Genomic DNA, 26,310 nt, shown 5'->3' with positions numbered 1-26,310 from the left:
GGTATTAGATAATGCCGCAAAAGTGCGGGTTGTTTTCTGCCCGACTTGTTAATTGTTGGGAGCAAAAAATGAGTGATGACGTAGTAGCGCTGCCGCTGCAGTTTACCGAAGCCGCAGCCAATAAAGTGAAAAGTCTGATTGCAGACGAAGAGAACCCGAATCTGAAACTTCGCGTCTATATCACCGGTGGTGGTTGCAGCGGCTTCCAGTATGGCTTTACTTTTGACGACCAGATCAACGATGGCGATATGACCATCGAGAAGCAGGGCGTTGCCCTGGTTGTGGATCCAATGAGCCTGCAATACCTCGTCGGTGGCGCGGTGGATTACAGCGAAGGCCTGGAAGGCTCCCGCTTCGTGGTGACTAACCCGAACGCGAAAAGCACCTGCGGGTGTGGTTCCTCCTTCAGCATCTGATAAGTTGCTGAAATAAAAAAGCCGCGTATCAAACGCGGCTTTTTTTATCGCTATTGTCGGTCATTTAACGCAAAGGTCGGCAGTTTAAGGTGCCAGTAGATGGCCGCCAGGCGAATCGCCAGCGTGACCACCATACCAATCATACTGGCCTGCTCCAGCGGGACGTTAAAGGTGTGGTACGCCGTGGCGTGGACGATACCGCCAATAATACAGGCGGTGGCATAAATCTCGGTGCGCAGAATCATCGGGACTTCACGGGCCAATACGTCGCGGATGATCCCGCCGCCTACGCCAGTGATTACGCCCATGCAGATTGCAACCAGCGGGCTGGCATGGGCCAGAAACGCTTTATTGACGCCGATGCCAACAAACACCGCCAGGCCGACGGCATCCAGCACGGGAAGTACCCACTTAGGCAGACGTCGCGGCTGGCGAACCAGGACGATTGTCAGCATACAGGTCACCATGGCGACGACAAGGTCAGTGGGATCTTTCACCCAGAATACCGGGCCGTTGGCTAACGCCATATCGCGAATGGTTCCCCCGCCTACCGCGGTAACCACCCCGAGCACCAGCACGCCAAAGGGATCCATCCGCAGCTTTCCGGCCAACAAAACGCCGGAAATAGCGAACACGGCGGTACCGACAATATCCAGCCAATAGACCAGCATTTATGACCCTCAGAGCATGACGTTAAGCTTTCGCCAGCTCTTCGCAGAGCTGTTTTGCGGCGAGGATAATACGCGGGCCCGAGCGAGTAAACCAGTCATCATTGACGGCAATAACCGGCACTTTCAACTGATTACTCCAGAATTGCTGCACCGACGGAATATTGCTCGCATCGCCCGAAATAATAATAGCCTGTGGCTGGCGCGTCAGAACCTGCTCGCGACTGACCTGTGGCCAGGGAACCCGGCTGTCGGCAAAAATATTGCGCCCACCGCAAAGCTCAACGACTTCGTTCTGAATGGAATCTTTGCTGGTGGTAAACAGCGGCTGCTGGCTGAACTGCAGGAACACTTTTTTGCTTTGGGTATGGCTGTAACGTGTTTTTAGTTCAGCAAACTGCCGGGATAGCGTCTCTGCAGCTTTGATTGCCTTTTCTGGTGTTGGGCTGAGCGGGGCTAGCTGGCGCAGCGCGGCCTCAACATCGGCAACGCTTTTAGGGTCCAGCCAGATAACTTTAATGCCCAGAGAAACCAGTTGGTTTACCTGCCTGTCCGGGTTCCCTCCGCGCCAGGCGAGGACTGCGTCCGGTTTCAGGGCAACAATGCGCTCGAAATTCACGCCCTGCCAGTTAGCTAACTGTTCAATCTGTTTTGCCTGCGGCGGGTAATCAGAGTAAGCGCTCACCGCAATAGGAGTGATACCGGCGGCGAAGGCCAGTTCTGTATTAGCGGGAGAGAGCGAGATGACCCGAGGCGCCGCAAACAGCAGCGCCGGGAGGCAAAGGAGCAGGGCGGTCGCCCCGCGCCAGAGGGTGAACTTAGCCACGAGCCAGATGCTGAACCAGTTTTTCCACCATCAGGGTAGATTGTTTTGCCGCAACGGCCAGGAACTCTTCGAAACTCAGATGAGACTGCTGATCGGCCACGTCGGAGATGGCGCGTACAACCACAAACGGCGTGTTGAAGTTATGGCAAACGTGACCGATGGCCGTCGCTTCCATTTCTACCGCAACGGCCTGCGGGAAGTTGTGGCGAATTTTTGCCAGCGCTACGGAGCCGTTAATAAACGCATCGCCGCTGACGATCAGGCCACGAACCGCGTGCAGATCCAGCTCTTTAATGCAGGTTTCTGCTGCCTCAATAAGTTTTTTATCGGCAATGAAAGCTGCCGGGCAGCCTGCCATCTGGCCATACTCGTAACCGAAAGCGGTGACATCAGCATCGTGATAACGTACTTCATCAGACACCACGATATCGCCCACTTTTAGCGTCGGCGCCAGGCCACCTGCGGAACCGGTGTTGATGATCACGTCTGGCTTGCAATGTTCCAGCAGCAGCGTAGCACCCATGGCCGCAGAAACTTTGCCGATACCGGACTTCAGCAGCGCGACTTCAACGCCGTTCAGCGTCCCGGTATAAATTTCACAACCGGCGATGCTCAGAGTGTGACGGTTTTCGATTTTGTCACGCAGCAGCGTAACTTCTTCTTCCATTGCACCAATAATGCCTGCTTTCATAGAGATACTCGCTAATGTGGTGGAACATGACTCAATTTTCGGGGCATAGTCTATCATGGCATACAGTCTCCTTATCAACGGAACAGGAGTGGGCATGAGCGAAATAGACTTCCGCAAAAAAATTAACTGGCACCGACGCTTCCGCTCGCCCGAAGGAGAGAAGAGCGAACTTGAGATCCTGCGTATCTTCGAAAGCGATCGCGGCAGGATCATTAATTCTCCCGCAATTCGCCGCCTGCAGCAGAAAACGCAGGTCTTCCCGCTGGAGCGTAATGCCGCCGTGCGCACCCGTCTTACCCATTCGCTGGAGGTGCAGCAGGTCGGGCGCTACATTGCCAAAGAGATCCTTAGCCGCCTGAAAGAGCAGAAGGCGCTGGAGAAATATGGCCTCGATGAGCTAACCGGTCCGTTTGAAAGCATAGTGGAAATGGCCTGCCTGATGCATGACATCGGCAATCCGCCGTTCGGGCATTTTGGCGAGTCGGCAATTAACGACTGGTTCCGCCAGCGCCTGCAGCCGAAAGACAGCGGCGGGCAGCCACGCAGTGACGATCGCTGCAAGGTGGATGCGCTCCGGCTGCGCGAAGGCGAAGAGGGATTAAATACGTTACGCAGCAAAGTTCGCCAGGACTTGTGCCATTTTGAAGGGAATGCGCAAGGCATCCGGCTGGTGCACAGCCTGCTACGTATGAACCTGACCTGGGCGCAGGTTGGCTGCATTCTTAAATACACCCGCCCGGCCTGGTTTGCACAAACGCCTCCGGCAAGCCACGCTTATTTGATGAAGAAACCGGGCTTTTATTTGTCGGAAGAGGGGTACATTGAGCGCCTGCGCAAAGAATTGAGCCTGGGCGAGTACAGCCGCTTTCCGCTGACCTGGATCATGGAGGCGGCGGACGACATTTCCTACTGCGTGGCGGATCTTGAAGATGCCGTGGAAAAGCGGATTTTCAGCGTCGAGCAGCTTTACCAGCATCTGAGTGAGTCCTGGGGCGAGCAGAAGAAGGGCGATCTCTTTGAGCTGGTAGTCAAAGATGCCTGGGAGAAATCCCGGACCAACCAAATGCGCCGCAGTGCGGAAGATCAGTTCTTTATGTACCTGCGCGTCAACACGCTAAATAAACTGGCGCCGTATGCTGCCCAGCGTTTTATCGACAATTTGCCTGAGATTTATTCCGGCGAGTTCAATCATGCGCTGCTGGAGGACGACAGCCCGTTTGCCCGGCTGCTGGAGCTATATAAGCAGGTGGCGGTGCGGCAGGTCTTCAGCCACCCGGATATTGAGCAACTGGAGCTGCAGGGTTATCGGGTTATCAGCGGTTTACTGGATATTTACAGTCCCTTACTCGAGCTTTCAACGGAAGACTTTACGGAGCTGGTGAGCAAGGAAAGCCTGCGTAGGCTGCCTATTGAATCAAGGCTTTTCCACAAACTTTCAACTAAACATAGGCTTGCCTATGTGGAAGCGGTTAATGCTTTGCACCCGGCAAGCCTTGATTTTTCCGTGTGGGAATACTATTTCCGTGCAAGGCTTATTCAGGATTACATCAGTGGAATGACCGATTTATATGCCTGGGATGAGTATCGACGCCTGATGGCGGTGGAGTGAGTTTTCTCGGGAGTTTTGTAAAGATAGAGAATAAATTTTTACTTTTTCCATGCACTTAAGCGCTGAACTTAGCGCGTAAACTTCACTCTGAATGGTGTACCAACACAGCAATTTTGCGTTATTTGAAAGTTGAGATGATTCCATGAAAAAAACCACGTTAGCAATGAGTGCGCTGGCTCTTAGTCTGGGTTTGGCGCTGAGTCCGATGTCTGCCTCCGCCGCTGAGACGGCCTCTTCCGCATCTGCTGCGCAGCCGCTGCCAAGCCTTGCGCCGATGCTGGAGCAGGTGATGCCTTCAGTGGTGAGTATCAACGTTGAAGGGAGCACAACGGTAAATACTCCGCGTATGGGGCGTAATTTCCAGCAATTCTTCGGCGACAATTCCCCGTTCTGCCAGGACGGTTCGCCGTTCCAAAGCTCACCTTTCTGCCAGGGCGGTGGCGCTCAGGGCGGTGGTGGTGACGGAGGCAGCCAGCAGCAGAAATTTATGGCCCTGGGCTCTGGGGTAATTATTGATGCGGCGAAAGGCTATGTCGTGACCAACAACCACGTGGTGGATAACGCCACCGTGATCAAAGTTCAGCTGAGCGATGGCCGTAAGTTTGACGCTAAAGTGGTCGGTAAAGATCCGCGTTCAGACATTGCGCTTATTCAGCTGCAGGATCCTAAAAACCTGACGGCGATTAAAATTGCCGACTCCGACGCGTTGCGCGTAGGGGATTACACCGTAGCCATCGGTAACCCATATGGCCTGGGCGAAACCGTGACCTCCGGTATCGTTTCTGCGCTGGGCCGTAGCGGCCTGAACGTGGAAAACTACGAAAACTTTATCCAGACCGATGCGGCGATCAACCGCGGTAACTCCGGTGGGGCGCTGGTTAACCTGAACGGCGAGCTTATCGGTATCAACACGGCGATTCTGGCCCCGGACGGCGGCAACATCGGTATCGGCTTTGCAATCCCGAGCAATATGGTGAAAAACCTGACCGCTCAGATGGTGCAGTACGGTCAGGTTCGTCGCGGCGAACTGGGGATTATGGGCACTGAGTTGAACTCCGAGCTGGCGAAAGCGATGAAAGTCGACGCTCAGCGTGGCGCGTTTGTCAGCCAGGTCATGCCGAACTCCTCCGCGGCTAAAGCCGGGATCAAAGCAGGGGATGTGATCACCACGCTGAACGGTAAGTCGATCAGTAGCTTTGCCGCGCTGCGTGCAGAAGTGGGTTCCATGCCGGTGGGCAGCAAAATCTCTCTGGGCCTGTTGCGTGATGGCAAGCCAGTGACGGTGAGTCTGGAGCTGCAGCAAAGCACTCAGAATCAGGTTGATGCCGCCACTATCTTCACCGGTATTGAAGGCGCTGAGATGAGCAACCGCGGCGGCAAAGACCAGAAAGGCGTGCAGGTCACCAGCGTGAAGCCAAATACCCCGGCCGCGCGTATTGGCCTGAAAAAAGGTGACATTATCGTCGGCGTGAACCAGCAGGCGGTGAACAATATCGCTGAGCTGCGTAAAGTGATGGACAGCAAGCCGTCGGTGATGGCGCTGAGCATTCAGCGTGGTGATGCGCAGATTTATCTTCTGATGCAGTAATCTTCGTGTAGAGCTGAAAAGGGCCGCGTTTGCGGCCCTTTTTTATGGGGTACTGAACTACTTGTTGCGGGTCAGTTTTTCCAGATCGGACTCAATCTCGCTGATCTTGTTGGTCACCACGGACTCGAGGTGGCGTAGATCGTCGAGGATCTTACGCTTCAGATCGACTTCGGTACGATCGCGCTGGCAAAGCTGATCGAGTTCATCGATGACATAGCGCAGGTTGGGACTGATCTCCTGCACTTCTTTGTAGCCCTGGCCTACGCCATCGGCCACCACGGTTTTGCGCTGGCGTGGGTATTTAAACTTCACGCTTTTGGCAAAGAACTCGCCCTTATCCTTCTGGAAATAGACTTTCAGGATATCGTTGTTGGCTTCCTGCCGGAGGCTGTAACGATCGATTTCATCAGGATTGGTAATACCCAGACTTTTTAAATTATCGTACATAAGCGGTACCCTTCAATATCAATAACCATTAGAGAGTTAACGGAAAATTCCTTTTCCGCTAGTGCCAGATGCAAAAAAGGCGGGATAACCCGCCTTTTGGTGCAAAAAACTTAGTCGATGGTACGCAGCAGTTCGTTGATGCCCACTTTACCGCGGGTTTTGGCGTCTACTTTCTTCACGATCACCGCACAGTACAGGCTGTAAGAGCCGTCTTTAGAAGGCAGGTTGCCGGAAACGACAACGGAGCCTGCTGGCACGCGACCGTAGTGGACTTCACCGGTTTCACGATCGTAGATGCGGGTGCTTTGCCCAATGTAAACGCCCATGGAGATCACGGAACCTTCTTCAACGATCACGCCTTCAACCACTTCGGAACGCGCGCCGATAAAGCAGTTGTCTTCGATGATGGTTGGGTTAGCCTGCAGTGGTTCCAGTACGCCACCGATGCCGACACCGCCGGACAGGTGAACGTTTTTACCGATCTGCGCGCAAGAGCCTACGGTTGCCCAGGTGTCGACCATGGTGCCTTCATCAACATAAGCACCGATATTGACGTAGGATGGCATCAGCACGGTGTTACGTGCGATGAACGCGCCCTGGCGTACTGCCGCCGGTGGCACAACGCGGAAGCCTTCTTTCTGGAAACGCGCTTCGTCGTAGTCGGCGAATTTCATCGGAACTTTATCGAAATAGCGGCTTTCAGCGCCTTCGATAACTTTGTTGTCGTTAATACGGAAAGAAAGCAGTACCGCCTTTTTCAGCCACTGGTGGGTAACCCACTGGCCATCAATTTTTTCAGCAACGCGCAGCGCACCGCTGTCGAGCAGGGCAATCACCTGATTTACCGCTTCGCGGGTCACGGTATCAACATTTGCCGGGGTGATCTCGGCGCGACGCTCGAAAGCGGTTTCGATTACATTTTGTAGCTGCTGCATGATGAACATTTCCTGATTGTGACTTACCTTTCAACTTTTGAGCGACAATCAACTTGACTGTCGCTTTCGGGCTAAAAAGGTAAAAAAATAAAAGACCGTTATTTATCGTTTGGATTAAGGGCCGCTGTCAACCGTTGCTGCACTTCCTGCTGGAGCACATTATTAAGTGCACGCCGGTCTGCGGTGGCGATTATAAATAAATCTTCTACTCGCTCACCAATTGTCGTAATTCTCGCCCCGTAGAGCGAAATACCGAGGTCGGCAAACACTTCACCCACCCTGGCCAAAAGACCCGGCTGATCGAGTGCTATCAGCTCAAGGAATGTTCTCCTGTCGGTGTGCGTTGGCAGGAAGTTGACTTCGGTATCGACGGTAAAGTGGCGCAGTTTTGCCGACTGGCGACGAGGCTGTGGCGGCTGCCAGGTCGTTTGGGTGATTGCCTGTTCGAGGCTGTGGCGAATAATAGTGTGTCGGTCGACCGACAGCGGGCTGCCGTCAGGCTCGAGCACGATAAAGGTGTCCATCGCCATGCCGTCACGCGTGGTGAAGATTTGTGCGTCGTGAACGCTGAGATTACGGCGGTCGAGTTCGGCGCAGACGGCGGCAAACAGATAAGGCCTGTCCGGGCTCCAGATAAAGATCTCCGTGCCGCCGCGCGTTGCCTGCGGGCTCAGCAGGATCATCGGCTGACTGAGATCGTGTTTCAGCAGGTGCCGCGCGTGCCACGCAATCTGATTTGGCGTATGGCGAACAAAATAGTTTGCCCGGCAGCGCGCCCAGATGTGATGCAGCGCTTCCTCATTAATGTTGTCCATCCGCAGCAGTGCAAGCGCCTGAAGCTGGTGGTGACGAACGCGTTCGCGCATATCCGGGCTGTTCTGCATCCCACGGCGCAGCTGTTTCTCGGTGGCGAAGTACAGCTCACGCAGCAGGCTTTGCTTCCAGCTGTTCCACAGCGTTTCGTTGGTCGCGCAGATATCCGCCACCGTCAGGCAGACCAGATAGCGCAGGCGGTTTTCGGTCTGCACCTCTTCGGCAAACTGTTTAATGACTTCAGGATCCTGAATATCACGGCGCTGGGCGGTGACGGACATCAGCAGATGCTGACGGACCAGCCACGCAACCAACTGAGTTTCCCGGGAGTTAAGGCCATGAAGCTCGGCAAATTTCAGTACGTCCTGCGCGCCCAGCACGGAATGATCGCCGCCTCGCCCTTTGGCGATATCGTGGAAGAGGGCGGCGATTAAAATCAGCTCAGGATGGGAAAGACGCGGCCAAAGATCGACGCACAGCGGGTGCTTAGAGCGAGTTTCTTCTTTCGCGAAGCTTTCCAGCTTTTGCAGGACGCGAATGGTGTGTTCATCCACGGTGTAGGCGTGGAACAGGTCGAACTGCATCTGGCCGACAATATGCGACCACTGCGGCATATAGGCCCACAGCACGCTATGACGATGCATTGGCACCAGCGCACGGCTTACCGCGCCAGGATGACGCAGCATCACCAGAAACAGCTCGCGCGCTTCCGGGATGTAGCAGAGCGGCTGGGTCAGGTGACGGCGGGCGTGACGAAGGTGGCGCAGCGTCGTGGAGTAAATGCCGGTGATGTCGCGGTTACGCACCATCATGTAAAACATGCGCAGAATAGCCTGCGGCTCGCGCATAAACAGGGTTTCATCCCGCAGATCAATCAGCGTGCCCCGCAGCTGGAAATCATCATCCAGCGGGCGCGGTTTTTCGCTGGCGTCCAGCGCCAGGATGGCTTCGTCGAAAAGCTGCAAAAGCATTTGGTTCAGTTCGCCCACGCGGCGGGTGACGCGGTAGAAATCCTTCATCATGCGTTCGACCGGCTCGTTGCCTTCGCCGCTGTAGTGCAGGCGCTGGGCCACGCTAAGCTGGCGGTCAAACAGCAGCCGGTTGTCGTAGCGATTGACTTCCAGGTGCAGGGCAAAGCGAATACGCCACAGCAAATGCTGGCATTCATCAAGCTCTTTGCGCTCCGCTTCGGTCAGGAAGCCAAAGTCCACCATTTCGCCCATGGAGGTGGCGCCGAAGTGACGGCGGGCAACCCACTGCAGCGTGTGAATGTCACGCAGGCCGCCGGGGCTGCTTTTGATGTCGGGTTCAAGGTTGTAGCTGGTGCCGTGGTAGCGCTGGTGACGCTCATTTTGTTCTTCGACTTTAGCGGCAAAGAATTTTGCTGACGGCCAGAAACCTTCGCTGAAAATATGTTTTTGGAGTTCGAGGAACAGGGCGACGTCGCCAATTAACAAGCGAGATTCGATGAGGTTGGTGGCGACTGTCAGATCGGACAAGCCTTCCAGCAGGCACTCTTCCAGCGTACGTACGCTGTGGCCCACTTCCAGTTTCACGTCCCAAAGCAGGGTCAGCAGCTCGCCGATACTCTGCGCCTGGGCGTCCGTTAGCCGTTTTCTGCTCAGAATCAGGAGATCGATATCCGACAGCGGGTGAAGCTCGGCGCGGCCATAGCCGCCCACGGCAACCAGCGCGGCTTCGGGAACATCGGCAAAGCCGTAGGCAATCCACAGCCGCTGCAGCAGCTGATCGATAAATTCGGTGCGGGCATCTATAAGCCGTTCAGCGGAAACGCCGCTATCGAAGGCCTTACCCAGCCATTTCTGGAAAGTGTCTAAGTGCGACTTGATGTCTGCGCAGTTAAGTTCGGCTTCCTGCCAGCTGTTTGGATAGTCCGGCTGGCCGGCGATCTCGGGTTCGGTGGTGTTGGCAAACTGCTCTGGCAAAGCTGGACTCATTGTGCGCTACCCATAAAAAAGCCGGCTCAGGGCCGGCTTAGATTGCTGACTGACGTCAGGGCATCATTCGTTATGCGAAATCACTGCCGGGATGGTGTCATCTTTACGCAGGGTCATAATCTCGCAGCCGTTCTCCGTCACCACAATAGTATGCTCGTATTGAGCAGACAAGCTGCGATCTTTGGTTTTCACCGTCCAGCCGTCTTTCATGGTGCGAATGCGGTAATCACCGGCGTTAACCATCGGTTCAATGGTGAAGGTCATGCCAGGCTGAAGCACGACGCCGCCGTCATCTGCGTCATAGTGAAGTACCTGAGGTTCTTCATGGAATACGCGACCAATGCCGTGGCCACAGTACTCACGTACGACGGAGAAACCTTCTGCTTCAACGAACTTCTGGATTGCCGCGCCGAGCGTGCGCAGGCGGATACCCGGTTTCACCATGCGCAGCGCCAGATACAGGCTTTCCTGCGTGATGCGGCACAGGCGTTCGCCGAGAATCGTCGGCTTGCCCACGATGAACATCTTAGAGGTGTCGCCGTGGTATTCGTCTTTAATAACGGTCACGTCAATATTGACGATATCGCCGTCTTTCAGCACTTTTTCATCATCTGGAATGCCGTGGCAAACCACTTCGTTGATAGAGATACAGACGGACTTTGGGAAGCCGTGATAGCCCAGACAAGCGGAAATAGCCTGCTGTTCATTCACGATGTAATCATTACAGATGCGATCCAGCTCGCCGGTGGTAATGCCCGGTTTAACGTGGGATTCGATCATTTCCAGCACTTCGGCAGCCAGGCGGCCAGCGACGCGCATTTTTTCGATTTCTTCAGGTGTCTTAATTGAAATAGCCATATCAGATCCGCAGATGTCGATAACGTCGACATGAAATGAGCAGGGAAGTTGCTGTAATGGTATCAGGGGGGGCCACTCCCTGCAAAATTGAGAATCATCAAGTGCGCATCCCGGCAACAACTATTGGAGTCTGGGCGCCGTTTATGGTATAAAGCGCGCCGGACTTGTATTCCGATTTTTCGGGTACAGCCAAATACGCTCACTTTGTGTAAATAACACACACGTATCGACACATATTCCGGGGTGCCCTTTGGGGTCGGCAATATGGGATACGTGGAGGCATAACCCCATACTTTATATAGAGGTTTTAAAACATGGCTACTGTTTCCATGCGCGACATGCTCAAGGCTGGTGTTCACTTTGGTCACCAGACCCGTTACTGGAACCCGAAAATGAAGCCTTTCATCTTCGGCGCACGTAACAAAGTTCACATCATCAACCTTGAGAAAACTGTACCAATGTTCAACGAAGCTCTGGCTGAACTGAACAAGATTTCTTCTCGCAAAGGCAAAATCCTTTTCGTTGGTACTAAACGCGCTGCAAGCGAAGCGGTGAAAGACGCTGCTAACAGCTGCGATCAGTTCTTCGTGAACCATCGCTGGTTGGGCGGCATGCTGACTAACTGGAAAACCGTTCGTCAGTCCATCAAACGTCTGAAAGACCTGGAAACTCAGGCTCAAGACGGTACTTTCGACAAGCTGACTAAGAAAGAAGCGCTGATGCGCACTCGTGAGCTGGACAAGCTGGAAAACAGCCTGGGCGGTATCAAAGACATGGGCGGCCTGCCGGACGCACTGTTTGTTATCGATGCCGATCACGAGCACATCGCTATCAAAGAAGCAAACAACCTGGGTATCCCAGTATTTGCTATCGTTGATACCAACTCTGATCCGGACGGTGTTGATTTCGTTATCCCTGGTAACGACGATGCTATCCGTGCTGTTAGCCTGTACCTGGGCGCTGTAGCTGCAACCGTTCGTGAAGGCCGTTCTCAGGATCTGGCTTCCCAGGCGGAAGAAAGCTTCGTAGAAGCAGAATAATAAGGTTTGATGATTCCCCAAGAGATTTCGAGTTGCAAGAAGGCGGCAAACTCGAGAATTCCTGGGAGCTTACATCAGTAAGTGACCAGGATGAGCGAGTGAAGGTAACGCACCTGCGGCTCGAAATATAAAGGGGAAAGCCCTTATTTAACCAGGTAGTATCTCGTTTGGTTAGGGGCCTTTTTATGGCCCCTTTTTCACTTTTAAGCCCGTCTGGCCAATGCGCCGGGCAGGCAACATCTCCGAGGATTTTAGAATGGCTGAAATTACCGCATCCCTGGTAAAAGAGCTGCGTGAGCGTACTGGCGCTGGCATGATGGATTGTAAAAAAGCGCTGACCGAAGCTAACGGCGACATCGAGCTGGCAATCGAGAACATGCGTAAATCCGGTGCGATCAAAGCGGCTAAAAAAGCAGGCAACGTTGCTGCTGATGGCGTGATCATCACTAAGATCGACGGCAATTACGGTGTGATTCTGGAAGTTAACTGCCAGACTGACTTCGTTGCTAAAGACGGCGGTTTCCAGGCGTTTGCTAATAAAGTTCTGGATGCAGCAGTTGCTGGCAAAATCACCGACGTTGAAGTTCTGAAAGCGCAGTTCGAAGAAGAGCGCGTTGCACTGGTTGCTAAAATCGGTGAGAACATCAACATTCGTCGCGTTTCTTCCCTGGAAGGCGAAGTTCTGGGTTCTTACCAGCACGGCGCACGTATCGGTGTTCTGGTTGCCGCTAAAGGTGCTGATGAAGAGCTGGTCAAACAGCTGGCAATGCACATCGCTGCAAGCAAGCCTGAGTTCGTTAAGCCTGAAGATGTTTCTGCAGAAGTTGTAGAGAAAGAGTACCAGGTTCAGCTGGACATCGCGATGCAGTCCGGTAAGCCAAAAGAAATCGCAGAGAAAATGGTTGAAGGCCGTATGAAGAAATTCACCGGTGAAGTTTCTCTGACGGGCCAGCCGTTTGTTATGGACCCAAGCAAAACTGTTGCTCAGCTGCTGAAAGAGCACAATGCTGACGTAACTAACTTCATCCGCTTCGAAGTGGGTGAAGGTATCGAGAAAGTTGAGACTGACTTTGCAGCAGAAGTTGCTGCCATGTCCAAGCAGTCTTAATGGTTTAAAAGGAACCGCCAACCGGCGGTTCCTTTTTATCAAGCCTTACAGTTTCAGAGCGCTCCGTTAGGCGAGCGGGCTGAAATGTGACAGAATGTCGCCAGAATTAACCATCCCCCATTCGTTGACTGTTCTCAGGAAAGAAACATGGCTACCAATGCAAAACCCGTCTACAAACGTATTCTGCTCAAACTGAGCGGCGAAGCTCTGCAAGGCACAGAAGGCTTTGGTATTGACGCGAGTATTCTGGACCGTATGGCTCAGGAAATTAAAGAGCTGGTGGAACTTGGCATTCAGGTTGGGGTGGTAATCGGCGGTGGCAACTTATTCCGTGGTGCAGGCCTGGCTAAAGCCGGTATGAACCGCGTCGTGGGCGACCACATGGGCATGCTGGCGACCGTGATGAATGGCCTGGCGATGCGCGATGCGCTCCACCGCGCCTATGTGAACGCCCGCCTGATGTCCGCTATTCCATTGAATGGCGTTTGTGATAACTACAGCTGGGCAGAAGCGATCAGCCTGCTGCGCGCTAACCGCGTAGTTATCCTGTCTGCCGGTACCGGTAACCCGTTCTTCACCACTGACTCTGCGGCCTGCCTGCGCGGAATCGAAATCGAAGCAGACGTAGTACTGAAAGCCACTAAAGTGGATGGCGTGTTTACCGCCGATCCGGCAAAAGATCCTGCAGCTACCATGTACGATCAACTGACTTACAGTGAAGTGCTGGATAAAGAGCTGAAAGTGATGGATCTTGCCGCGTTCACTCTTGCTCGTGACCACAAACTGCCGATCCGTGTGTTCAACATGAACAAGCCGGGCGCGCTGCGTCGTGTGGTAATGGGTGAGAAAGAAGGCACTTTAATTACTGAATAATTTCAGTTGCCCGGTAATCAGGGTAAGATTTGGCTTTATCTACAGCCAGGAATAAACAGGACTATACTTAGCCTGCAGCATACACCTGCAGAGAATAAGCGTGGTCTGCCTTAAACCAGTTTTCAAGGATTCGTAACGTGATTAGCGATATCAGAAAAGATGCTGAAGTGCGTATGGATAAATGCGTCGAAGCGTTTAAAAACCAAATCAGCAAAATCCGTACCGGCCGCGCTTCTCCAAGCCTGCTGGACGGCATTGTCGTAGAATACTACGGCACGCCAACGCCGCTGCGTCAGCTGGCCAGCGTCACCGTTGAAGATACCCGTACTCTGAAGATCAACGTGTTCGATCGTTCTATGGGCCCGGCGGTAGAGAAAGCGATCATGGCTTCTGACCTTGGTCTGAACCCAAGCTCCGCGGGTACCGATATCCGTGTTCCACTGCCTCCGCTGACCGAAGAGCGTCGTAAAGACCTGATCAAAGTGGTCCGTGGTGAAGCTGAAGGCGCACGCGTTGCCGTTCGTAACGTTCGCCGCGACGCTAACGATAAAGTTAAAGCGCTGTTGAAAGACAAAGAGATCAGCGAAGATGACGATCGCCGTTCTCAGGACGATGTGCAGAAGCTGACTGATGCTGCCATCAAAAAAGTGGATGCGGCTCTGTCTGAAAAAGAAACCGAGCTGATGCAGTTCTAATCCACATTTTTGTGGAAAATTCGCCGCCCAGTAAGCCCTCGCGTACCGCGAAGCGTTTACGGGCGGCGTTTTGCTTTCTAAAAACGTCAAGTAAAGGCGTAGACAATGGGCGTCCCGCGCCGCAAACTATTGCGCCATAAATCTTTCATTTTACGACCCCGAGTACCTCATGAAGCAGCTCACTATTCTTGGTTCCACCGGCTCTATTGGCGTCAGTACGCTAAGCGTTGTTCGTCATAATCCTGAAAAATTTGCCGTTACTGCTCTGGTTGCGGGCGGCAATGTCGGGAAAATGGTGGAGCAGTGCCTTGCGTTCTCGCCGAAGTATGCGGTCATGGCCAGTGAGTCTGCCGCAGCGGAGGTCCGCCGTGCCCTGAAAGAGAAGGGGAGCAAAACTGAGGTAATGGCAGGTGAGCAGGCGGCTTGCGAAGTTGCAGCGCTGAACGAAGTAGATCAGGTGATGGCCGCTATCGTAGGTGTGGCTGGACTATCGTCGACGCTTGCTGCTATCTCTGCGGGCAAGCAAGTTCTGCTGGCGAACAAAGAGTCGCTGATTACCTGCGGCCGGTTGTTTATGGAAGCTGTTGCACGTAGTAAAGCGCAGTTGTTGCCTATCGACAGCGAACATAACGCCATTTTTCAGAGTATGCCGGAAACAATCCAGCGTAACCTGGGATACGCTAGCCTCGAAGATAATGGCGTATCGTCCATTATCCTTACCGGATCGGGTGGCCCGTTTCGTGAAACGGCTTATGCGGACCTGGCGGCGATGACGCCGGATCAGGCTTGCAGCCACCCGAACTGGTCGATGGGGCGTAAGATTTCCGTTGACTCTGCCACCATGATGAACAAAGGTCTCGAATACATTGAAGCCCGTTGGCTGTTCAACGCTTCCGCTGCACAAATGGAAGTGCTAATTCATCCCCAGTCGGTCATTCATTCGATGGTCCGCTACCGTGATGGCAGCGTACTGGCTCAGCTTGGGGAGCCTGATATGCGCACACCTATAGCCCATGCGATGGCTTACCCTTCGCGCGTTGAGTCCGGTGTGACGCCGCTCGATTTCTGCAAAATGGGTTCGCTTACCTTCATGGAACCTGACTTCGAGCGTTACCCGTGCCTTAAGCTGGCTATTGATGCGAGCGCGAAAGGGCAGGCGGCGACAACCGCGCTAAATGCGGCGAACGAAGTGGTCGTAGAGGCTTTCCTGAATCAGCGAGTCAGGTTTACCGACATTGCAGCGCTAAACCGCAGCGTGCTGGATGAAATGAATTTAACTGAACCACAAAGTGTGGACGAAGTGCTTCGTGTGGATGCTGTTGCTCGTGAAATCGCCAGAAAACAAGTGATGCACCTCGCAAGCCGGTGATAATTCATCCGGCTGAAGTGTCGCCATTTGTTCGCTTTGTGCTTCAGTGATATAGTCTGCGCCACTTAATCGCCAGATGTGACTGAGCGTTAGGTGGAAAGCCGTGTCACAACACGGCTTTTTTATGCACCAGGCTTCAATATTCCTGAGTACCGCTTAATTTTTTTCAGGGAATCATTACGCGTTATGTTGTCTGCTAATCAACAATTAAGCGAATCCTTAACCCCGCATGGCGCACGCCATGTTGCCATCATTATGGATGGTAACGGCCGATGGGCTAAGCGTCAGGGCAAAATGAGGGTTTTCGGTCATAAAGCCGGAGCAAAATCGGTTCGCCGCGCTGTGACTTTTGCAGCGAATAGCGGTATTGATGCGCTGACGCTTTACGCCTTTAGCAGCGAGAACTGGAACCGCCCTGCTCAGGAAGTGACCGCGCTGATGGAGCTGTTCGTCTGGGCATTAGACAGTGAGGTGAAAAGCCTGCATCGTCATAATGTTCGCTTACGCATCATCGGCGATACCAGCCGATTTAACCTCCGCCTGCAAGAAAGAATCAAAAAAGCGGAAGCACTAACCAGTCAGAATACTGGGCTGACGCTCAATATCGCTGCGAATTATGGCGGGCGTTGGGATATCATTCAGGGAGTGCGACAGCTAGCGTCGCAGGTGCAGGAAGGCTCATTGCGCCCGGATCAGATAGATGAAGAACTGCTCGGTCAGCAGATCTGCATGCATGAACTGGCCCCTGTAGATTTAGTAATTAGGACAGGAGGAGAGCATCGCATCAGTAACTTTCTCATCTGGCAAATTGCCTATGCGGAACTTTATTTTACCGATGTTCTTTGGCCTGATTTCGATGAACAAGACTTTGAAGGTGCGCTAAATGCTTTTGCAAACCGAGAGCGTCGTTTTGGTGGCACAGCACCTGGTGGTGAATAAGCCTGTTGGGGGTCACTTTTGCTGAAGTATCGCCTGATTTCCGCGTTTATTATGATTCCCGTTGTAATCGCGGCGCTGTTTTGGCTTCCGCCAGTAGGATTTGCGATTGCTACGCTGGTGATTTGTATGCTGGCTGCATGGGAATGGGGGCAGTTCGCCGGTTTCGTTGCGCGTTCACAGCGTGTGTGGCTGGCGGTGCTATGTGGTCTGTTGCTTGCGGTCATGCTGATTTCTCTGCCAGAGTATCGGCATTCGGTGCATTTGCCGATAATCGAGTTCTCGCTTTGGGCATCACTAGTATGGTGGGTGGCGGCACTGTTGCTGGTACTGTTCTATCCGGCCTCTGCGGCGCTGTGGCGTAATTCCAAATCGCTTCGCCTGGTCTTTGGCCTGCTAACCATTATTCCCTTCTTCTGGGGCATGGTCGCGCTGCGCAGCTGGCATTATGATATCAACCATTACAGCGGCTCTGTTTGGTTACTGTATGTGATGTTCCTGGTTTGGGGTGCAGACTCCGGTGCTTATGTCTTCGGGAAAATGTTTGGCAAACATAAACTTGCGCCAAAGGTTTCTCCTGGCAAGACCTGGCAAGGGTTTATTGGTGGCCTTGCGACTTCAGCCGTTATTTCGCTGCTGTTCGGCATGTGGGCGAATTTAAACGTGGCTCCCGTTGTTCTGCTAACCTGTTCCATTGTTGCCGCGCTGGCGTCCGTTTTAGGTGATTTGACCGAAAGTATGTTCAAACGCGAAGCGGGGATTAAAGATAGTGGTCACCTTATCCCGGGACATGGTGGTATTCTTGACCGTATTGACAGCCTGACAGCGGCAGTGCCGGTGTTTGCCTGTCTGCTGCTTCTGGTATTCAGGACGATTTAACGGAAGGTTTTATGTTGAGCATACTCTGGAATTTGGCTGCGTTTATCGTTGCACTGGGTGTTTTAATCACCGTGCACGAGTTCGGCCATTTTTGGGTTGCTCGCCGCTGTGGCGTTCGTGTGGAACGCTTTTCTATCGGGTTTGGTAAGGCGCTTTGGCGTCGTACTGACCGCCAGGGAACCGAATTTGTTATCGCGCTGATCCCACTGGGTGGCTACGTTAAGATGCTCGATGAACGCGTTGAACCGGTGCTGCCGGAAATGCGTCACGCAGCGTTTAACAATAAAACGGTTTCTCAGCGAGCGGCTATTATCGCCGCTGGTCCAATCGCAAACTTCATCTTCGCTATCTTTGCCTATTGGCTGGTGTTTATCATTGGCATTCCCAGCCTGCGTCCAGTCATCGGTGAAATAACCCCCAACTCTATCGCGGCGGAAGCACAAATTAGCGCCGGCATGGAACTAAAAGCGATAGATGGCATCGAAACGCCTGATTGGGATGCTGTTCGTTTAGCTTTAATCGGCAAGATTGGTGATGCGAGTGCGAGAGTTTCTTATGCGCCGTTTGGCACGAATCAAACGCGTGATGTGACCCTCGATCTAAGCCATTGGCAGTTTGAGCCAGATAAGCAGGATCCGGTCGTATCACTTGGATTCAGGCCACGTGGTCCGCAGATTGAAAACGTGCTGGACGAAGTTCAGCCGAAGTCCGCGGCCAATAAGGCAGGTTTGCAAGCGGGGGACAGGATCGTTAAAGTCAACGGTCAGCCACTCCTTCAATGGAGTGAGTTTGTTAACCTGGTGCGTGACAATCCAGGACAGCCGCTAGCCGTAGAGATTGAAAGACAGGGGAGCCCCTTGTCTTTGACGCTGATACCGGATACAAAACCGGGTAAAGCGAAGGCTGAAGGGTTTGCAGGGGTAGTACCTAAAATTATCCCGCTGCCCGACGAGTACAAAACAGTGCGTCAGTATGGGCCGTTTACCGCTGTAGCAGAAGCCACGGAAAAAACCTGGCAACTGATGAAGCTGACGGTCAACATGCTGGGGAAATTAATAACCGGTGATGTAAAACTGAACAACCTCAGTGGGCCAATCTCCATAGCTCAAGGGGCAGGTATGTCGGCGGAATATGGGTTAATTTACTTCCTGATGTTCCTGGCGCTTATCAGCGTCAACTTAGGGATCATTAACCTGTTTCCACTTCCCGTCCTGGACGGTGGACACCTGCTCTTTTTGGCGGTTGAGAAACTGAAAGGCACTCCGGTTTCCGAGCGAGTTCAGGACTTCAGTTATCGCATTGGCTCTATTTTGCTGGTGCTATTAATGGGGCTTGCACTTTTCAATGATTTCTCTCGTTTATAGAGAGAATTAGGTTAGGAAGAACGCATAACAACGATGGCGATGAAAAAGCTCCTCATAGCGACGCTGCTGTTTAGCAGCGCCACCGTATACGGTGCAGACGGGTTCGTGGTGAAAGACATTCATTTCGAAGGCCTGCAGCGAGTCGCCGTCGGTGCGGCCCTCCTCAGTATGCCGGTGCGCGTAGGCGACACCGTTTCTGACGAGGATATCAGCAATACCATCCGCTCACTGTTTGCCACCGGCAACTTTGAAGATGTGCGAGTCCTGCGTGATGGTAATACGCTGCTCGTGCAGGTCAAAGAGCGTCCAACCATTGCCAGCATCACCTTCTCCGGCAACAAGTCGGTGAAAGATGACATGCTCAAGCAGAACCTTGAAGCGTCCGGCGTGCGCGTGGGGGAATCCCTCGACCGTACGACTCTTGGCGACATCGAGAAAGGGCTGGAAGATTTCTACTACAGCGTCGGGAAATACAGCGCCAGCGTCAAAGCAGTGGTCACGCCACTGCCGCGTAACCGTGTTGACCTGAAACTGGTGTTCCAGGAAGGCGTCTCGGCAAAAATTCAGCAGATCAACATCGTCGGCAACCACGCGTTTACCACGGATGAGCTGATCTCCCGTTTCCAGCTGCGCGATGAAGTGCCGTGGTGGAACGTTGTCGGCGATCGTAAATATCAGAAGCAAAAGCTGGCGGGTGACCTTGAAACCCTCCGTAGCTACTATCTGGATCGCGGCTATGCGCGTTTCAATATTGATTCTACGCAGGTTAGCCTGACGCCGGATAAGAAAAGCATTTATGTGACTATCAACATCACCGAAGGCGAGCAGTACAAGATCGCTGGCGTGGATGTGAAAGGCAATCTGGCCGGGCATTCTGCGGAAATCGAAAGCCTGACCAAGATGCAGCCGGGTGAGCTGTATAACGGCACCAAAGTCACCAAAATGGAAGACGACATTAAGAAACTGCTGGGTCGCTATGGCTACGCCTATCCGCGCGTACAGACTCAACCAGAAATTAATGACGCTGACAAAACCGTTAAGCTGCACGTGAATGTCGACTCCGGTAACCGTTACTACGTGCGTAAGATCCGCTTCGAGGGTAACGACACCAGTAAAGATTCCGTCCTGCGTCGAGAAATGCGCCAGATGGAAGGGGCCTGGCTGGGCAGCAACCTCGTTGATGCCGGTAAAGAACGTTTGAACCGTCTGGGTTACTTCGAGACCGTCGACGTGGACACTCAGCGCGTATCCGGCAGCCCGGATCAGGTTGACGTTGTCTATAAAGTTAAAGAGCGCAACACCGGTAGCTTCAACTTCGGTGTGGGCTACGGTACCGAAAGCGGTGTGAGCTTCCAGGTCGGTGTTCAGCAGGATAACTGGCTGGGTACGGGGTACTCGGTAGGTATCAGCGGAACGAAAAATGATTACCAGACCTACGCGGAACTGTCAGCGACCGATCCGTACTTTACGGTTGATGGCGTTAGCCTTGGCGGTCGTATCTTCTTCAACGACTTTAAAGCTGATGACGCGGACCTCTCTGACTACACCAACAAGAGCTACGGCGTAGATACGACTCTGGGCTTCCCGGTGAACGAATACAACACGCTGCGTCTCGGTTTGGGTTATGTGCACAACGATTTGTCGAATATGCAGCCGCAGATAGCTATGTGGCGCTACCTGGATTCTGTGGGTCAGCACCCAACTATGAATGCCAACGACAACAGTTTCTCTGCAGATGACTTCACTCTGAACTATGGTTGGACATACAACAACCTTGACCGCGGTTACTTCCCGACGGATGGTTCTCGCGTCAACCTGAATGGTAAAGTCACCGTTCCGGGTTCCGATAACGAGTTCTACAAAGTGACTTTAGATACGGCGAGTTACTTCCCGATCAATGACGATCATACATGGGTTGTGCTGGGTCGTACCCGTTGGGGTTACGGCGATGGTCTGGGTGGTAAAGAACTGCCGTTCTACGAGAACTTCTATGCCGGTGGTTCCAGCACCGTGCGTGGTTTCCAGTCAAACAACATTGGTCCAAAAGCCGCTTATTACGGCCCGAACCAGCGTAACTGTGGCACCGGCACTGTGTGTAACTCTAACGATGCGGTGGGCGGTAACGCCATGGGTGTGGCCAGTCTTGAGCTGATTACCCCGACGCCGTTCCTGAGTGAGAAGTACGCAAACTCTGTTCGTACTTCCCTGTTTGTCGATGCAGGTACCGTTTGGGATACCAAATGGGAGAACACCGACGCGACCAGAGCGGCAGGTATACCTGATTACAGCACGCCAAGTAACATCCGTATGTCTGCAGGTATTGCGCTGCAGTGGATGTCGCCTCTGGGGCCGCTGGTCTTCTCTTATGCGCAGCCGTATAAGAAATATGATGGAGACAAGGCAGAACAGTTCCAGTTTAACATTGGTAAAACCTGGTAATTAGTTCTGCGCGATGGAACGCAACAGCAGTGAGGCGCTGCACCTGTTAGCCATTTAGTCAGCAGGCAGGTGCTCGCAAAAAACAGTGTCTTCGGACGCCTATGGGATGGTAAGGAGTTTATAGTGAAAAAGTGGTTAGTTGCCGCAGGTCTCGGGATTGCTATGGTTGCTTCAGCCGGCGCTCAGGCTGCCTCCAGCATCGCAGTAGTTAACATGGGCAACCTGTTCCAACAGGTCGCACAAAACACCGGTGTTTCTAAAACCCTGGAAAATGAGTTCAAAGGCCGCGCCAGCGAACTGCAGGGTATGGAAAACGATCTGCAATCCAAAATGCAGCGCCTGCAGCGCGATGGTTCAACCATGAAAGCTTCAGATCGCAGCAAAATGGAAAAAGACGTCATGGCTCAGCGCCAGTCGTTCTCCGAAAAAGCACAGGCTTTTGAGCAGGATCGTAACCGTCGTTCCAACGAAGAGCGCAGCAAACTGGTTACTCGTATCCAGGCCGCTGTGAAGAAAGTTGCAGACGATAAAGGTTATGATGTTGTTCTGGATGCAAACACCGTTGCTTACGCAGGTAACGACGTTAAAGACATCACTGCAGACGTACTGAAACAGGTTAAATAAGTAATGTCTTCAATTCGACTGGCTGAATTAGCCCAGCAGTTGGATGCAGAATTGCACGGTGATGGCGATATCGTCATCACCGGCGTCGCATCTATGCAAACTGCCCAGTCTGGCCACATTACGTTCATGGTTAACCCTCGCTATCGTGAACAGCTGGCTGTCTGCCAGGCTTCTGCCGTCGTGATGACCGAAGCCGACCTTCCTTACGCTAAGAGCGCTGCACTGGTAGTGAAGAATCCCTACCTGACCTATGCGCGTATGGCTCAAATTCTTGATACCACGCCTCAGCCTGCAAGCAATATTGCGCCAGGCGCAGTTATTGATGCTACGGCGAGGCTTGGCCAAAATGTTTCTGTCGGCGCAAATGCCGTTATCGAATCTGGCGTTGAGCTGGGTGATAACGTCGTGATCGGCGCTGGCTGTTTCGTCGGCAAAGATACCAAAATCGGCGCGGGTAGCCGTTTATGGGCCAATGTCTCCATTTATCACAACGTCGAAATCGGTGCTCAGTGCCTGATTCAGTCCAGCACGGTGATAGGTTCAGACGGTTTTGGCTACGCTAACGATCGCGGTAACTGGGTGAAAATTCCTCAGCTAGGCCGGGTGATTATTGGCGATCGCGTTGAAATTGGCGCCTGTACGACAATCGATCGCGGCGCCCTCGATGACACGATCATCGGCAATGGTGTTATCATTGATAACCAGTGTCAGATTGCACATAACGTTGTGATTGGCGACAATACTGCGGTTGCGGGTGGCGTTATCATGGCAGGTAGCCTGAAAATTGGCCGCTACTGCATGATTGGTGGTGCCAGCGTAATCAACGGCCATATGGAAATCTGTGACAAGGTGACCGTGACAGGAATGGGAATGGTGATGCGTCCGATCACCGAACCAGGGGTTTACTCCTCGGGTATCCCGCTCCAGCCGAACAAAGCGTGGCGTAAAACCGCCGCGCTGGTGATGAACATCGATGAGATGAGCAAACGCTTAAAAGCCATCGAACGTAAGGTCAATCAACAAGACTGATCGTCGCCTGCTCCCTGCGCTGCCGTGTTTCCGGCCATTAGGGCTGGAGCATAAGCCGCGCTTTTTGATTTGCGGCCTGCTGGCATTCTTTGATTGCCGCAGGCCGTGTTATTATTGTCATTTAGAATATTTAGACAGGAAGAGTATTTTGACAACTGACACTCATACTCTGCACATTGAAGAGATTTTAGAGCTTCTGCCGCACCGTTATCCGTTCTTGCTGGTTGACCGCGTGCTGGATTTTGAAGAAGGTCGTTTTCTGCGCGCAGTAAAAAATGTCTCTGTAAATGAGCCGTTTTTCCAGGGCCACTTCCCTGGTAAGCCAATTTTCCCGGGCGTATTGATCCTGGAAGCGATGGCGCAGGCTACCGGTATTCTTGCGTTTAAAAGCGTGGGTAAACTTGAGCCGGGTGAACTGTATTACTTTGCCGGCATCGATGAAGCGCGCTTTAAGCGCCCTGTTGTGCCTGGCGATCAGATGATTATGGAAGTGACCTTTGAGAAGACTCGTCGTGGTTTGACGCGTTTCAAAGGCGTTGCAATCGTTGACGGTAAGATTGTCTGCGAAGCAACCATGATGTGTGCACGCAGCCGGGAGGCATAATACGTGATTGATAAGTCCGCCTTTATTCATCCAACCGCGATTGTGGAAGAAGGTGCCATCATTGGCGCTAACGTTCACATTGGCCCGTTTTGTCTCGTAGGTCCAAACGTTGAAATTGGCGAAGGCACGGTGCTGAAATCTCATGTTGTCGTCAATGGCCATACTAAAATTGGCCGTGATAATGAGATTTACCAGTTCGCGTCTATCGGTGAAGTTAACCAGGATCTGAAATATGCGGGTGAGCCAACTCGCGTGGAAATTGGCGATCGCAACCGCATTCGCGAAAGCGTCACCATCCATCGCGGCACGGTGCAAGATGCTGGATTAACGAAGGTGGGAAGCGACAACCTGCTGATGATCAATGCGCACGTTGCGCATGATTGCCAGATTGGCGATCGCGTTATCCTCGCGAACAACGCAACGCTTGCGGGTCACGTACAGATCGGGGATCACGCCATCATCGGTGGAATGACTGCGGTGCATCAGTTCTGCATCATCGGTGCGCATGTGATGGTTGGCGGCTGCTCTGGCGTTGCTCAGGACGTTCCTCCTTACGTTATCGCTCAGGGCAACCATGCGACGCCGTTTGGTGTGAACATTGAAGGCCTGAAGCGTCGCGGTTTCAGCAAAGAAGCGCTGCATGCTATTCGTAACGCCTACAAGATCCTCTACCGCAGCGGCAAAACGCTTGAAGAGGCGAAACCGGAAATTGCTGACATTGCTGCTCAGCATCCGGAGGTGAATGCATTTATTGAATTCTTTGCCCGCTCCACGCGCGGTTTGATTCGTTAAATGAAGCCCGATCGTCCCCTTACGATTGCCCTGGTCGCCGGAGAAACCTCCGGCGATATTCTTGGTGCCGGACTTATTCGCGAACTGAAAGCTCGCGTGCCTGATGCCCGCTTTGTTGGTGTAGCCGGGCCGCTTATGCAGGCTGAAGGTTGTGAAGCCTGGTATGAGATGGAAGAGCTAGCGGTCATGGGCATCGTTGAAGTGCTTGGCCGTTTGCGTCGCCTGCTGCAGATCCGCAGCGATCTCACGAAGCGTTTCACCGAGCTGCAGCCCGATGTTTTTGTCGGCATTGATGCGCCGGATTTCAATATTACGCTCGAAGGTAACCTCAAGAAACAAGGGATCCGTACGATCCACTACGTCAGCCCGTCCGTTTGGGCATGGCGACAAAAACGCGTTTTCAAAATTGGCAGAGCGACCGATTTGGTGCTGGCTTTTCTGCCTTTCGAAAAAGCGTTTTACGACCGGTTCAATGTACCCTGTCGCTTCATCGGCCATACCATGGCGGATGCTATGCCGCTCGATCCTGATAAAAACGCTGCTCGCGCGACCTTAGGCATTGCTACAGATGCAAAATGTCTGGCGCTGTTGCCCGGCAGTCGCGGCGCTGAAGTCGAAATGCTTAGCGCGGACTTCCTCAGAACCGCGCAATTGCTTCGTAAGCGCTGGCCTGCACTGGAAGTCGTGGTGCCACTGGTGAATGCAAAGCGCCGAGAGCAGTTTGAAAAGATCAAAGCTGAAATTGCCCCCGAGCTGCATGTACATCTGCTGGACGGAAAAGCACGCGAGGCGATGATTGCCAGCGACGCGGCGCTTCTGGCCTCCGGCACGGCTGCGCTTGAATGTATGTTGGCCAAATGCCCAATGGTGGTTGGCTATCGTATGAAGCCGTTCACCTTCTGGCTGGCGAAACGCCTGGTGAAAACCGATTATGTTTCCCTGCCAAATCTGCTAGCGGGCCGAGAGCTGGTCAAAGAACTGCTGCAAAATGAGTGTGAGCCTATCGGGCTTGCCTGCGCGCTGGAGCCGTTGCTGGAAGACGGTGCCGTTAGCCATCAGATGCACGATACCTTCCGGGATTTGCATCAGCAGATCCGTTGTAATGCGGACCAACAGGCGGCGGACGCCGTGCTGGAGCTGGCTCAATGATCGAATTTGTTTACCCGCATACGCACCTTGTCGCCGGTGTGGATGAAGTAGGGCGTGGGCCTTTGGTCGGCGCCGTTGTCACTGCAGCAGTGATCCTCGATCCGGCAAAACCGATTATCGGGCTGGCGGACTCAAAAAAATTATCTGAAAAACGCCGTCTGGCACTGTATGACGAAATTGTCGAAAAGGCATTAAGCTGGAGTCTGGGCCGTGCCGAGCCGAACGAGATCGACAATATCAACATTTTGCATGCCACGATGCTGGCCATGCAGCGCGCGGTTGCGGGCCTGAGCGTTGTGCCTGAATATGTGCTGATTGACGGCAACCGTTGCCCGGCGTTGCCTATGCCGTCGCTGGCCGTAGTCAAAGGCGACAGCCGGGTGGCAGAAATCAGTGCGGCATCAATACTTGCCAAAGTTACGCGAGATCGTGAAATGGCCGAGCTGGATCTCAGCTTCCCGCAATACGGTTTTGCTCAGCACAAAGGCTACCCAACCGCTTTTCATCTCGAAAAGCTGGCCGAGCACGGTGCAACCGAGCACCATCGCCGCAGCTTTGGCCCCGTCAAACGCGCGCTTGGGCTCGTCTCCTGAGCGTTAG

The 26,310-nt window shown here is 53.2% G+C and carries 25 protein-coding genes; 18 read left to right on the top strand and 7 right to left on the bottom strand.

What is annotated here, in order from left to right:
• The first annotated feature begins 68 nt into the window (after positions 1–68).
• A complete protein-coding gene (erpA, locus tag F3J29_RS13290; protein ID WP_008456903.1) occupies positions 69–416 on the top strand; it encodes an iron-sulfur cluster insertion protein ErpA in 348 nt (115 codons plus the stop codon).
• Between the two features lie 50 nt (positions 417–466).
• On the opposite strand, the gene F3J29_RS13285 is transcribed toward erpA, so the two are convergent.
• The 3 genes from F3J29_RS13285 to mtnN are packed head-to-tail and all read right to left on the bottom strand — an operon-like array spanning position 467 to position 2,601.
• On the bottom strand, positions 467–1,087 hold the full coding sequence (locus F3J29_RS13285) for a TRIC cation channel family protein (RefSeq protein ID WP_008456904.1): 621 nt from the start codon (positions 1,085–1,087) through the stop codon (positions 467–469).
• A 22-nt stretch (positions 1,088–1,109) separates the two neighbouring features.
• Entirely contained in the window at positions 1,110–1,910 is an 801-nt protein-coding gene (btuF, locus tag F3J29_RS13280; RefSeq protein ID WP_166866748.1) for a vitamin B12 ABC transporter substrate-binding protein BtuF, read from the bottom strand.
• The gene (mtnN, locus tag F3J29_RS13275; protein ID WP_039296490.1) at positions 1,903–2,601 is read right to left on the bottom strand and encodes a 5'-methylthioadenosine/S-adenosylhomocysteine nucleosidase; all 699 of its coding nucleotides are present in this window, start codon (positions 2,599–2,601) and stop codon (positions 1,903–1,905) included. Before mtnN ends, btuF begins: the two co-directional genes overlap by 8 nt.
• A gap of 94 nt (positions 2,602–2,695) precedes the next feature.
• On the opposite strand from mtnN, the gene dgt reads away from it, so the two are divergent.
• Positions 2,696–4,210, top strand: a complete 1,515-nt coding sequence (dgt, locus tag F3J29_RS13270) for a dGTPase (RefSeq protein WP_166866746.1) — start codon at positions 2,696–2,698, stop codon at positions 4,208–4,210.
• 142 nt (positions 4,211–4,352) lie between these two features.
• Positions 4,353–5,798 carry a serine endoprotease DegP gene (gene degP / locus F3J29_RS13265; protein ID WP_166866744.1) on the top strand — a complete coding sequence of 482 codons (1,446 nt, stop codon included), beginning with the start codon at positions 4,353–4,355 and terminating at the stop codon, positions 5,796–5,798.
• 57 nt (positions 5,799–5,855) lie between these two features.
• Here the strand turns inward: degP and F3J29_RS13260 are convergent, their stop codons facing one another.
• The 4 genes from F3J29_RS13260 to map all read right to left on the bottom strand — a co-directional run bounded on the left by F3J29_RS13260 (position 5,856) and on the right by map (position 10,809).
• Complete coding sequence (locus F3J29_RS13260; protein ID WP_008456913.1) at positions 5,856–6,245, bottom strand: DUF3461 family protein; 390 nt, start codon at positions 6,243–6,245, stop codon at positions 5,856–5,858.
• A gap of 110 nt (positions 6,246–6,355) precedes the next feature.
• Positions 6,356–7,180: a 2,3,4,5-tetrahydropyridine-2,6-dicarboxylate N-succinyltransferase gene (gene dapD / locus F3J29_RS13255; RefSeq protein WP_008456915.1), complete on the bottom strand. Its 825-nt coding sequence runs from the start codon at positions 7,178–7,180 to the stop codon at positions 6,356–6,358.
• Between the two features lie 98 nt (positions 7,181–7,278).
• Positions 7,279–9,951, bottom strand: a complete 2,673-nt coding sequence (gene glnD, locus F3J29_RS13250; RefSeq protein WP_166866742.1) for a bifunctional uridylyltransferase/uridylyl-removing protein GlnD — start codon at positions 9,949–9,951, stop codon at positions 7,279–7,281.
• Positions 9,952–10,014: 63 nt separating this feature from the next.
• On the bottom strand, positions 10,015–10,809 hold the full coding sequence (map, locus tag F3J29_RS13245) for a type I methionyl aminopeptidase (protein ID WP_039300527.1): 795 nt from the start codon (positions 10,807–10,809) through the stop codon (positions 10,015–10,017).
• A gap of 314 nt (positions 10,810–11,123) precedes the next feature.
• Here map and rpsB point away from each other — a divergent pair, with 314 nt between their 5' ends.
• The 15 genes from rpsB to rnhB all read left to right on the top strand — a co-directional run bounded on the left by rpsB (position 11,124) and on the right by rnhB (position 26,303).
• The gene (rpsB, locus tag F3J29_RS13240) at positions 11,124–11,849 is read left to right on the top strand and encodes a 30S ribosomal protein S2 (protein ID WP_008456923.1); all 726 of its coding nucleotides are present in this window, start codon (positions 11,124–11,126) and stop codon (positions 11,847–11,849) included.
• 256 nt (positions 11,850–12,105) lie between these two features.
• Complete coding sequence (tsf, locus tag F3J29_RS13235) at positions 12,106–12,957, top strand: translation elongation factor Ts (RefSeq protein WP_008456925.1); 852 nt, start codon at positions 12,106–12,108, stop codon at positions 12,955–12,957.
• 147 nt (positions 12,958–13,104) lie between these two features.
• A complete protein-coding gene (gene pyrH, locus F3J29_RS13230) occupies positions 13,105–13,830 on the top strand; it encodes a UMP kinase (protein ID WP_008456928.1) in 726 nt (241 codons plus the stop codon).
• A gap of 137 nt (positions 13,831–13,967) precedes the next feature.
• Positions 13,968–14,525, top strand: a complete 558-nt coding sequence (gene frr, locus F3J29_RS13225) for a ribosome recycling factor (protein ID WP_008456929.1) — start codon at positions 13,968–13,970, stop codon at positions 14,523–14,525.
• Positions 14,526–14,694: 169 nt separating this feature from the next.
• Entirely contained in the window at positions 14,695–15,894 is a 1,200-nt protein-coding gene (gene ispC / locus F3J29_RS13220) for a 1-deoxy-D-xylulose-5-phosphate reductoisomerase (RefSeq protein ID WP_166866740.1), read from the top strand.
• Positions 15,895–16,080: 186 nt separating this feature from the next.
• Entirely contained in the window at positions 16,081–16,833 is a 753-nt protein-coding gene (gene ispU, locus F3J29_RS13215; RefSeq protein ID WP_166867515.1) for a (2E,6E)-farnesyl-diphosphate-specific ditrans,polycis-undecaprenyl-diphosphate synthase, read from the top strand.
• An 18-nt stretch (positions 16,834–16,851) separates the two neighbouring features.
• The gene (gene cdsA / locus F3J29_RS13210; RefSeq protein WP_166866738.1) at positions 16,852–17,709 is read left to right on the top strand and encodes a phosphatidate cytidylyltransferase; all 858 of its coding nucleotides are present in this window, start codon (positions 16,852–16,854) and stop codon (positions 17,707–17,709) included.
• A gap of 11 nt (positions 17,710–17,720) precedes the next feature.
• Positions 17,721–19,073 (top strand): sigma E protease regulator RseP, encoded by a 1,353-nt coding sequence (gene rseP / locus F3J29_RS13205; protein ID WP_166866736.1) that lies wholly within the window; start codon positions 17,721–17,723, stop codon positions 19,071–19,073.
• Between the two features lie 33 nt (positions 19,074–19,106).
• The gene (gene bamA / locus F3J29_RS13200; RefSeq protein ID WP_166866734.1) at positions 19,107–21,512 is read left to right on the top strand and encodes an outer membrane protein assembly factor BamA; all 2,406 of its coding nucleotides are present in this window, start codon (positions 19,107–19,109) and stop codon (positions 21,510–21,512) included.
• A 123-nt stretch (positions 21,513–21,635) separates the two neighbouring features.
• The gene (gene skp, locus F3J29_RS13195) at positions 21,636–22,136 is read left to right on the top strand and encodes a molecular chaperone Skp (protein ID WP_008456940.1); all 501 of its coding nucleotides are present in this window, start codon (positions 21,636–21,638) and stop codon (positions 22,134–22,136) included.
• Positions 22,137–22,139: 3 nt separating this feature from the next.
• Complete coding sequence (lpxD, locus tag F3J29_RS13190) at positions 22,140–23,165, top strand: UDP-3-O-(3-hydroxymyristoyl)glucosamine N-acyltransferase (protein WP_166866732.1); 1,026 nt, start codon at positions 22,140–22,142, stop codon at positions 23,163–23,165.
• Positions 23,166–23,313: 148 nt separating this feature from the next.
• Positions 23,314–23,769 (top strand): 3-hydroxyacyl-ACP dehydratase FabZ, encoded by a 456-nt coding sequence (gene fabZ / locus F3J29_RS13185; RefSeq protein ID WP_039290428.1) that lies wholly within the window; start codon positions 23,314–23,316, stop codon positions 23,767–23,769.
• A 3-nt stretch (positions 23,770–23,772) separates the two neighbouring features.
• The gene (gene lpxA / locus F3J29_RS13180) at positions 23,773–24,561 is read left to right on the top strand and encodes an acyl-ACP--UDP-N-acetylglucosamine O-acyltransferase (RefSeq protein WP_166866730.1); all 789 of its coding nucleotides are present in this window, start codon (positions 23,773–23,775) and stop codon (positions 24,559–24,561) included.
• Positions 24,562–25,710, top strand: coding sequence for a lipid-A-disaccharide synthase (lpxB, locus tag F3J29_RS13175; RefSeq protein ID WP_166866728.1), 1,149 nt, complete (start codon positions 24,562–24,564; stop codon positions 25,708–25,710).
• Positions 25,707–26,303, top strand: coding sequence for a ribonuclease HII (gene rnhB / locus F3J29_RS13170; RefSeq protein ID WP_166866726.1), 597 nt, complete (start codon positions 25,707–25,709; stop codon positions 26,301–26,303). Before lpxB ends, rnhB begins: the two co-directional genes overlap by 4 nt.
• Positions 26,304–26,310: the final 7 nt, after the last annotated feature.

Origin of the sequence: Enterobacter sp. Cy-643, assembly GCF_011752815.1 — a bacterium.
Classification (GTDB): domain Bacteria; phylum Pseudomonadota; class Gammaproteobacteria; order Enterobacterales; family Enterobacteriaceae; genus Cedecea.
Note: the sequence above shows the minus strand (reverse complement) of the source record. Positions and strands in the feature narration are given on the sequence as shown.